Origin of the sequence: Flammeovirga sp. EKP202 (assembly GCF_014534745.1) — a bacterium.
Classification (GTDB): domain Bacteria; phylum Bacteroidota; class Bacteroidia; order Cytophagales; family Flammeovirgaceae; genus Flammeovirga.
In genome coordinates this window covers 72,786-84,312 of sequence record NZ_JACVVP010000006.1, presented here as the reverse complement: position 1 = coordinate 84,312, position 11,527 = coordinate 72,786, and the positions used below count along the sequence as shown (strand labels likewise).

The window sequence follows — 11,527 nt, the reverse complement described above, 5'->3', positions numbered from 1 at the left end:
AGAAAATATACCAACTAATAAAATGCCTATGGCTAAAGGGTTAGTTGGGTTAACTTGTTCTTATCAGAATACATATCTCCATTTTACAGGTTTGGCTCTTTCAACTATATTATTTGGTACACACTGTTCTCAGTATCAAGCCGAAGGTGTTACTTAGAACTGACCTATTGTATAAGTTTTCAACTTATCATAACAAAATACCAACCCCCACAATTTCAAAAAACTTATGGGGCTTCTTATCTTCAAACCCAAATCAAAACTTCAACATATTTTCCTTATAAACAAACAGCAGTTATGTACACTTCCCGTTAGATCAATTATTTACAGATTAAAGAAAATATTTGGGGAGGAAGCCAACAAAGATATTCTAATTTTAAAATACAGCTTTTTAAAAGATGTTTTTTATATTTAGCCATGAAAAACGAAAAAAAGACATTTAGCCGAACAGATGATCCGAGGTTTCTTAAAAAGATGGAACTGCAAAGGCTACATAAAAAACTAAAAATGGACCTTCGGTTTGACCCTGATAATAAAAAAATTAAAAAAGAATATGATAGGGTGAGTAATCTTTTAAAGCCGAAAAACAAATCGAAGAAAAAAGATCTCCCTAAGAAGTAGAGGTGAGGTGTAGTAAGTGAAACTTTACACAGTTTGTACACTCTGCAAATTAATAGACCATTCATAAATTTATGTATGGTCTATTTTTTTATCCCTTGTTTTCTTTTTCTAGTAATCATTTTCTCCGCACACTAGTTTGAACTCTTTACCTTTTAACTATAATTATGGAATTGATCTTCTAGTAGATCTTATTGAGAAATTATTAAAAGCGCACATAACATTGAATAGATTTTCATCATGGATAATTATTAAGGTTTTACTTACTCGATGAAACTCATGTATTAAAAAGGAGGATATTACGTAAGAAATGAATGTAAGTTGCTTTAAATGAGTGTTGTATATTATATTTTTTTGTCTAAAAGTTCAATTTTGAGTTAAAAACAATTGTAAATATTTTAATAATTAAAAAAAAAACAGGATTATTGTAATTAATAGAATCATTACTCCAAAAATTATATTATTCAACTCAATAACTAATATGTGTAATATGACATAGGTTTTTACACTAATATCTTTTCAAAACATATTTATCCGTTTTGAGTTCTTTATTCTGAGCCTTAAAATTTGTTAGGTCTAATTGAGTAAAATTACTCTGGCATCTAATATTATAATTATCGTTTTCGATAAGTTATATGAGGCTAGTTTACACCCTAAATACTAATTATGTATATCAATTTATTCTACACCTAATTAAACACTTTAATGATGTATACAATTGTTCTTCGCAATTGTGTAAATAGTAATTTCCATTTCATTAATATACTCAACACTGAAAATTACATTCAATTAAAAAGTATTCTTTACTGAAGTTTATTAACACTCTGATTATAATTTGAAATTAACATGGCTTGATAAATACTATAACCTTTCAATAATGATTGAGGGTTGAAGTATGCTTTTAGTCATAAATATCTGCTGCAAAATCATGATGCAACAACATTATAAGTTTGCAACAGACTTACACTAAATAAATATGCGACATTTTACCATTCTCAATTACTGTTTTAGGCACCCTAAAGGTGTTATTTCTCTGTTTCTATTTTTGACATTAACTTACGAATTTTATGCTCAAAATGACATTCCAACTGATGGTTTAGAGCTTTGGTTGAAGGCTGACCAAATTACATCTGATGACTATACAGATGTAGGTTCTGGCGTTCTAAGACTAGATAAATGGCAAGATCAGTCAGGTAACGGTTATTATGTGAATAATGACAACGACGAGAATGGCATTGTTTACCAAACAAATCAGATTAACTCCCAACCCGCTATCCTTTTTCCTTCTACAGATCATGAAGGTTTAATCTTAAGAGATGCGTCTAATAACATTGTGGAATTGCAGCTCGAAAATTATGAATTATTTATAGTATTGAAAGCTAACGGAACAACAGGTGACGTTGGTTTCTACGCTGGTGGTAATGCAACAAGATCACTCTATGGTAAATGGAATAATGCTCGATTCTATGTTAGAGGGCCTGATAATAATATTAATAACACTGATATTGAAACATGGCCCATAAGTGATAATTGGGGCTTGATTTCTATACAAAGAAATACATCTAATGAGACAAGTTATACATCAAATGCTGGATTACTAAGTGCATTACAAAAGAACACTGATAATACAAATACTCATAAATTTGGAGCCGTCGGTGGAGCAGATGAAGATTCAAATCTAGGATGGGATGGTTACATAGCAGAAGTTATAGTATACAATAAAACAGCAGGAGGTAGTCTTGACCCCGTGACCAGATTAAGAGTAAATGACTATTTGACAACGAAATATGGCCTTACGCATGCAGAACTATCTGATACAGATGAATTATTCAATAATAATACTACCCCCAATCAGAATATTGTTGTATATGGTAATGATGGAGGAGATTATTCACCAGACAGAGGTAACCCCTCAAACTCAATAGCATTAACCACTTCGAATACTACAGATGGTGATTATATTATTATGGGAGAAACAGACGAAGGAGGATTAACTTTTGATTTTGCACCTATAAATGCCCGTGTTTGGACTAAAAAATTCTATTTACAAAAGAATGGAGATCTTGATATAACTTTAAGCTTCAATGTTCAAAATTATGAAGGAAAACCAAACGATTATGATACAGGTAGCGGTCCAGAAAGAGTAACAGGGGATTATTCTTTAGTCTATTCGTCTGATAATGGTTCTACCTATACGGTTGTAGCAGGACCATCTGCTTCATTTGTAGGTTCAGATGAAGTTTCATTTACAATTACGGATGCACAGTATGATGTAAATGGTAATGGCTTTTACACTTTGGCTTCAACTGCTCCAGATGCCTTTTACACTAAAAGTACAGGTAATTGGACGGATACTGATATTTGGACAAGAAACCCATCGGGATTCGCAGATGGCACAAGTACATACCCCTCCTCAACAGATGATGTTTTTATCCTTTCAGGTGGAGTGATCACATTAGATTCCGATAATATTGCTGCTAGTGATTTAGAAGTTAATCAAGGGGGAACACTTGTAGTGGGTTCAACTGTAAATCATAATTTTTTAGCTGTTAAGGGTAAAGGTACTATAAAGTTAAATGCTGATAATTTTCCAAGCCCTGCAAATGCAATAAATGAAGGTGGTTTTCTAACAGAAGATGGTGGAACGGTTGAATTTAATGGTACGGGAGTGACACTGACGAATAGTTATGCTTATCATAATGTAAATATCGATATGGATAATGCAAGTGATGAACTTATTATTACTGCCGACCTTACTCTAACAGATTCATTAGTATTAACTCAGGGTAAAATAACATTGGGGTCGAGTGATAACTCAAATACAGCTGTAAATTTAACAGTTAATGGTAATATGAGAGTTTTGCCTCAAGCAACACTAGGCATTGGAACGGATGACGTCATCCATAATATCACACTGAAAAGTAGTTTATTTAATTCAGGAGAAGTAGCATTAACAAACAGAGCAGATATCAAGGATTCTTTTACATTTGGATCAGCTTCCTACCTTACAGAATTGGACTCCTATTTATCAGATAACCTTGCAGGAGAATATGGGATATTAATTTTTGATGCAGATCAAAAAGATCAAGATTTAATCTGTAACGGGTCAACAATTTTATATCAAATTGTTGTGGATAAAGGAACTTCTGACAATTATAACCTCAATATCAGTGCTGATATTGAGGGAAGATTTGAGATGTATGGTTACAATGAACATGACAATGGAAGTACAGGCGGAACTAATGGTTCTATGACCACAAGTAACGGCATGTTCGTTTTGAAATATGGAACACTTCATTTTGGTAATAATATTTATGTTCCAAGTTATGCGGGTACTTCAGGAAATTATGACTTAGGTTTTGGCTGTAGATTGTGGATTGATGACGGTGCTGATATAAATTTTGGAGCTGTAAATGCATTAACTGTGTATGGTAATGTATTGGTGACAGGAGGTAGATTAAATATTGGTTTAAATAGAGATGGAACTAGTAATGGACGTCAAAATAGTATAACCCTAAGAGAAAGAGGGTATTTTGTACAAGAAGGTGGAGAAGTTTTCTTAAATCAATTTAAAACTTCAGTTTTAGGTGTAGATCATCAAGGTTCATTGACAATGACAGGAGGAGAAATGACAATCTATGGGTATGTACCTGGTACTACTGTTGCAGCACTTTCACTTCCATATAAGACCAATTCATTTAATATGTCAGGTGGTACAATTACCATTCATAATGAAGATACTGATATTCAATATTTAACAAAGTTTGCAATGGGTGATGGTTTTTATAATGTCACTGGTGGTGAGATTATTTTCGATATAAACTCTGATAGGAATGTAGAGTTTACTTCGTCTATTCCATTTTATAACTTAACGGTTACTACAGACTATCCGCTTCGAAATGTCACCTTATCAGATGGTATTGGTTCGTTTGGAGATCCAATCTCAACTGATGGAGATCTTACAATTTTAAGTCACCTTGTAATTGAGGAAAACAGTAATTTACAAATTGGTGATTATGATTTAACAATTAGTGGTGACCTTACTCTGTATAATGATACTCAACTTAATATCGGGTCGAATAATAAATTAACATTCAATGGTGATGGAGTAGATCATTATATTGATATTAGAGATACAGATGAAGCCTACAGTATAAATCATTTAAATATTGATTTGCCAAATGCATCAGATGTTTTTAAAGTAAGAGATTTTAGTGGTGCTTCAGCAATTGGTGCTACAAGACTAAAGGTATTATCATCATTATCCTTGACTCAAGGAACATTCGATTATTCAAATTATGTAATAGAAGTTGAAGGCGATTTGACTTTTAAAGGAAGAATTGGAGAAGCCTCATCAGCAGGTCATTTAATGATAAATGGATCGGCAGGGTCATCTCAGAGTATTGTTTCAAGTTATGACTTGGCAGATCCTCAGATTTCAGACACTACAAATGTGGGTATTGCTCACTTATGGTTAAATAATGCCAATGGTGTAGAATTATCCAATATCATTTACGCTTCAAAATTAACTTGGCAACAAGGTGTAATCAAAGCAAATGAATATGGAGTTGTAGTTGGGGCACAAGGTATTTCTGATGAAAATGGAAGTGGGATCAATAATTTTGCTGATAATGTAGCCGACAAACGTATGTTGGTAGGAGCAGGTAATTATACAGACGGCGGTCTTACTTATCAAGTAACAAGTGATGGAGACTACTATTACCCATTGGCCTCTGATTTTGATACACCTGTCGCTGATTCCTATAAATTTACACCTGCTACGCTTACAGTTTCAAATAAACCAGCAGAAGATGGGTTTTTACAATTAGCAACAAATAATGGAAGTGTGGCTACGTTAACTACAGATGGTACAGATGATGAGATTTTAAATTATTGGTGGAAAACAACCACTTATGGATATGGAGCAAATATTCCGGATGTGGCAGGTGTTTTTAAATACAATTCGGAAGATTTAGATACGGTAAATGATGACGAAGCGAATTTTGTACCTGCTAGAGTACAGATTCAGGTTCCAAATAAATCAAGAGAATCACTAGGAGTAGCAGCAGCAGTTGATACTGATGGAAATGATGCTACTGAAACGGATTATATTTTCACAACCAATGCAGTTCCTGCTTACAACTCACTTTATACTGCTGGAGCAGCTTCGAAGTTTACCGGAGAATTAACTGTATTTTATTCTTTTTGGGGTACAGCAGAAAATAGCTCTAACGTTGAAAATGTATCAGTTGCAAGAGATGATAATTGGAATGATACGGCAAGATGGACCACAAATCCTGATTGGAAAAACACGGGTAACCCGTTCAGTACTCAAGGAACTCCTTCTGCAGGTGATATCATTATTGTAGGTCACGGTAGATATGGTAGCCCATCTGAAACAAGAGGTCATAGGGTGGTAATTAATTCTGCTATTGAAGTGGCAGTCATTCGATTTGATTCTGATGAGACAGCAACATTAGAGGCGGCCGATTTGGCAAGAATACGATTATCAAGTGGAAGTTTAACTGTAGATGTAGTAGAACAAGTAGGTTCTTTGAGAATCCACAAGGGTGCTACATTAAATGGTCAAGATTTAAATAATTTCTTAAGTGAACCACGAAGTGAGATTATGATTCAAAGTAATAATTCTGATATGGAAATACCTGAATTCCCAAAATACCCTTCAGTTAGACTATGGGGAGGAGGTAATTTTAATAATGAATTTACTTTTGCGGCAGGTGTAAGTCAACCTGTAGAATTCAAATCTTTGATGGTAGATGGATCAACATTGATTTTAGATAAATCTATTAATGTAGAAAATAATATTAATGTTGGAGGTTTTAGAGAAGCAGCAATTGAAGTAAATTCTAGCACTCCTATAACAGTGAATACAGGTAATCTAAATCTTCAAAATACTATATCGACGAATGCTTCAGCTTCAAATAAATTTTTGGTGACTGGTACAGATGATGTAGAACATACTTTGATAGTGAACGGCGATATTACTATTCCACAAATAGATGGAGGAGAGAGTGGTGAAGATGCTATTGAGTTTAGTTTGTTAAAATCAACTACTGAAAACCGTGTTGTACTAGAGCTTCAAGGCACAGAAAGCGGAGTATTTGACAACTATTACACTGATGATCCTTCTTCGCCCCTTACACCTGAATTATATAAAATTGTAATGAATAAAGGAGCCAATCAAGACTCTACATTTACATTTAATACAAACTTTTCACTTCCAAACGTCACTACAGAAGAACTGATCACATTATCTAATGGTACATTAGTGCTTAATAATAGTGCGATTAATATTACACCTTATGCAGTATCAGGTTCTAATTGGGTGATGCCAACAACTGCAGGTTTGACACTTCAACAAGGGACAGTGAATGTTGTTGGTGATGATGCTAACTTTTTACTTGGTGGTAAGTTAACCGTTTCTGGTGGTAATTTTAATATTGCAAATGCTGGAGATGAAAATTCAATAATTTATGCAACAAGTGGTGAGATAGAATTATCTGCAGGTTCAATTGTTGTAGGTTCTGAGTTAAGAAGAGATCTTGCAGCAAATGATGCTAACGTCACTTATACCCAATCTGGAGGTACTTTCGATGCAGGGTTAATTGGCAATCCTAATAGTGCAACAAGAGGTACATTTGAAGTGTTAGGTAGTGCTTCAACATTTGACTTCAGTGGAGGTCAGATCAATGTTTTCTCAGGAAAAATAGCTTTAGATGCCGCATCTTCCTCAGTGAATGAGAATGCAGTGATAGAACTAGGAAATACCTCAGCTGAGTCAATAGATGCTGAATTTGTAAATACAATAGGAAAGTTAGTGCTACTTTCTAATGTTACAGTGGAAACACTTATCAATGATATCACTATGATAGGTGATATGAGTATACCTTCTACAGCAACATTAAACCTGAATAGCTTTGATCTTAATAGTGCCGGAAATATTACAAATGATGGAACGATCAACGCCTCAACTTCTACAATTACTTTAAATAGTACAGATGATCAAATCATAAGTGGAGGTAATGTTATTACCACTCAGAAATTGGTCATTGACACAGATGGTGCTACAGTTACAATGGGTGAAGACATTACAGTGTTAGAAGACTTAACTATTAACACTGGCGTTTTATCTGACAACGGTCAAACTATCAATGTTGGAGGTGTATTATCAGTATTTGGTACACATTCTACTACAAGTACTGGACGTATAAAGATGAATGGATCTTCTGCTCAAGATATGAACATTACGGGTAGTTTGGGCCGTTTGGAGATTGATAATGCAGCAGGTATTAGTTTAACAAACAGCCTCAATCTAGTAGCTGATGAGATTGTATTTACAAATGGTGTGTTGGATATTGATCAATTTACTTTAAATCTCGGAACAAACGTTGTCTTGACAGCAACTACTGCTTTTAATGCAAATAATATGATTCAATTAAGTGGTAGTAGTAATGCTCAAGGTGTGAAAATTGTTTTACCAAACGATGAGATCTCAAGTGAAAAATTACTCCCAATAGGTTATTCCGGAATTTATGCTCCTGTAGGTCTTGTTGGTGATTATAATGGGGCTGAACTTGTAGTGAAACCTATTAATACAAGACACACTGTTGCTGAAAACCAAGGAGATAATAATGAAGCATTAGATCAATATTGGAGAATTGAATTTTCAAAAGCTGATGTTACTGTTCCAGATGATAGATATATTTCACTGTATTATGATAATTCTAATATCAACGGTACAGAAGCAGATTACATTGGGATCATCATTAATGATGATGCGGAAATTCAGAAAAATGTTCAAAAAACATTGGATATTGCCAATAATAGAATTGATATCGATTTAGCAACAAGTCTAGTGACAGGAGATTATTTTGCTGGAGATGTTTTATCAACTCCAGATGATATAATTAGATATAGATTAGCTTCAGGAGTAACAGATGGAGTACTGAATGATGTTTCCACTGATAAATGGGAAATATCTAAGGACAATGGTGTTACTTATACAAAATTGGAAGATGAAGTTTCGCCAACTCTATTTTCAGGAACTATTTTAGAGGTGCCATCAGGGACTAATTTGGAAACAACAACAAGTGGTACATTAGGATTTAAGACCTATTATAAGGCAATCATTGAAGGTACTTTGGTAATTCATGTTGATGATAGACAAATCAATTTTGATGCTGTTGAAGGTGGTGGTAAAGTAAAATTCTTTGTGAATTCTGACAAAGTTGGTCAAATGCCAAATGCAAATTGGGAACCATTCTTTACTTCTGGTGGTGGAATAATTGTAGAAGGTAATGCAGATTCACCGGTTCTTAATCTGAATGCACCGGTCAATAATAATAAATTGACAATTGGTAGTTTAACATTGATTGGAACAGGCACAGGACAAGAGTGGGAGATTCCAGGAGGTAATGGTTTGAATATTTCTACAGGAGAATTATCGATTAGTAATGTAGAGTTTGACCTCACAACATCTTCAATTCTGAATGATATTAATGTTGATAGTGATGGTAAATTGACCATCAATACACCAACAACAGCAAATGGTAATGTTACAGTTGATGTTGGTGATATAAACAACGGTACAGGAGCTTCATTAAATATAGCTTCAAGTAGTTTGATAATAAAAGGAGACTTAACTGTTGATACCGAGGGAATTTTAACGGTAACAAACTCGAGCTTGAATGTCGAAAATAATATTACTCTTAATACTGGTTCAGAAATAGCAATATCTACAGGTGCATCATTATCAATAGGAGGTAACTTCACCGATAATGGTACCTCAACGGCATCTTTCTCGGGTTCAACATTAACGTTTAATGGTACTTCAGGTGACCAAACATTTACAGGTGACTATACTTCCGGAAGAGCACTTGATAATTTAGAAATTAATAAATCTAGTGGACAGGTAATTTTAGCAGGAAGTAATACCAAAGAGGTATCGAGTTTAGTGTTAAATTCCGTATTAAATAATATGGGAAATGATGATGGATCATTGTTGTTCTTAGGTAATTCAAGCGATGTTACAGGAAACTCTTACATCACTGGCCCTTTCTCGAAAAAACTAAATGTGGGAGATAGTTTTGTTTTCCCTGTAGGAGGAGAAGGTGACTTACGAACTTTAGCTCTTATTTATACTAATAATGTGACGGGTGCAGCTGAAAAAACATGGACCGTGGAATATGGTCAGTTACTTAAACCTGTTGTAGAAGATAGCGTTGACACTGACACTGGCATCGCTAATGTATCTTCTGAGTTCCAATGGAGAGTAACGGATTTAGATGAAGGAGATGCTCCTTTTTCGAAGGAAAGTGAGGCAGAGATTTTTGCTTACTACAGTGCTTTAACAAGAAGCCCTAATTATATTTTAGCAATTTGGAATGACTTGGATTTAGGTGTTCCAAAATGGAAAAAGGCGGGTGATCCATTACATAATACAGAAACTTATTTTGAAACGGAAACGGTATCATTCAGTGAGAAATTTCTTGCCATTGCCACCATTGATGATGCGACGGACTTGCCAGTTGAGTTGATTTCATTTGATGCAATATCAGAGGAGCAGCAAGTAATATTGGATTGGGCTACAGCTTCTGAAGTCAACAACGATCATTTTGAGATACAACGTTCTATTGATGGAAAAAATTGGAGTACATTGGCTACAATTGAAGGAGCAGGAAATTCAAGTGTTCGTTTAGATTATGAATATATTGATACGAACCCAGTGATGAATCAGTTGTCATTTTACAGACTTATCCAAAGAGACTTTGATGGAACAGAAACAGTTTTTGATCCCGAACAAGTTTATATGGAGGATGGCAATGCCGTAGCTGCTTTGACTGTATATCCTAACCCAACTCAAGGAGAAAAAGTCAACTTAATATTGAAGTCGTGGAAAGGAGATGTTGAGATTGGATTGTTTAATACATTAGGTTATAAAGTGTTAGAAGACACATGGACCTTTGGTGAGAATCAGTTAAAAGAGATCCAAATCAATGATATACCAAGAGGCGTCTATCTATTGAGGTTGAAATCTGGGGAAACAATCATTTCAAAAAGAGTAATCATAGAATAAATTTTTACTTCAATTAAATAAAAAACACCTTGTTCAACATAGATGACGAACAAGGTGTTTTGTGTTTATAAGACTTCAATTATATTGATTTAGGACTTAAGTTAATGGCAAGACCTAACTCAAAAACATTAAGAGTTTCTTCTCCAAAGATTGGCATAAACGAACCATGTACAACCATCCCATTTGCAAACTGATATCCTGCTGCTAAATCTAAACAAGCAAAAGAATCAGAGCCACTGAAATCACCAAAATCACTTTCAATTTTGAAACTTAGGTAAGAATATCCAACACCAGCACGAACATAAGCACCTTCTAAGACTTGAAACATATACCCAGCAGTAACAGGAATAATATAATTCTTACTTTTGGCTTGTCCTTCAAAATCTTCTGTGAAATACTTTACATCAAGTCCAAAGTATAGATAATTTGCTTTTGATAAGTGTTGAGCATATGATGCACCAACACCAAAACCTAAGTTCTGATATTCCGATTCCGTCGGCAGAATGCCAGTTACTTTGATGAATCCTGTACTTCTGCCATCTTGTGCAAATGATACAATAGTTACAAGAAGAAGTGAAATTGTTAAAAATAGATTTTTCATAATTTGCTTAATTAGTTTTAAACTTAAAGAATAAAGAGCATTAATTTTGATTAGTAATAAAATGTATTACAATTAAATAGATTGCAGTTTTGAAGTGAATAATTTATACTAACCTTAATTTATGTTTGCTTTCTGAGTGCAAATATAGAATGCATGATTCATTTTTATAAATGATAAATGTTATTTTTTTAAAATCATATGAAGCTGGCTCTATT

The 11,527-nt window shown here is 34.1% G+C and carries 4 protein-coding genes; 3 read left to right on the top strand and 1 reads right to left on the bottom strand.

Annotation, left to right across the window (positions count from 1 at the left end; all coding sequences use genetic code 11):
• Positions 1 to 22: 22 nt before the first annotated feature.
• From IC221_RS29735 to IC221_RS05080, 3 genes are all read left to right on the top strand, one after another.
• On the top strand, positions 23 to 157 hold the full coding sequence (locus IC221_RS29735) for a hypothetical protein (RefSeq protein WP_255516012.1): 135 nt from the start codon (positions 23 to 25) through the stop codon (positions 155 to 157).
• A 257-nt stretch (positions 158 to 414) separates the two neighbouring features.
• Complete coding sequence (locus IC221_RS05085) at positions 415 to 618, top strand: hypothetical protein (RefSeq protein WP_188167929.1); 204 nt, start codon at positions 415 to 417, stop codon at positions 616 to 618.
• A gap of 973 nt (positions 619 to 1,591) precedes the next feature.
• The gene (locus IC221_RS05080) at positions 1,592 to 10,711 is read left to right on the top strand and encodes a T9SS type A sorting domain-containing protein (protein ID WP_188167928.1); all 9,120 of its coding nucleotides are present in this window, start codon (positions 1,592 to 1,594) and stop codon (positions 10,709 to 10,711) included.
• A 79-nt stretch (positions 10,712 to 10,790) separates the two neighbouring features.
• On the opposite strand, the gene IC221_RS05075 is transcribed toward IC221_RS05080, so the two are convergent.
• Positions 10,791 to 11,312, bottom strand: coding sequence for a hypothetical protein (locus IC221_RS05075; protein WP_188167927.1), 522 nt, complete (start codon positions 11,310 to 11,312; stop codon positions 10,791 to 10,793).
• Positions 11,313 to 11,527 lie beyond the last annotated feature (215 nt).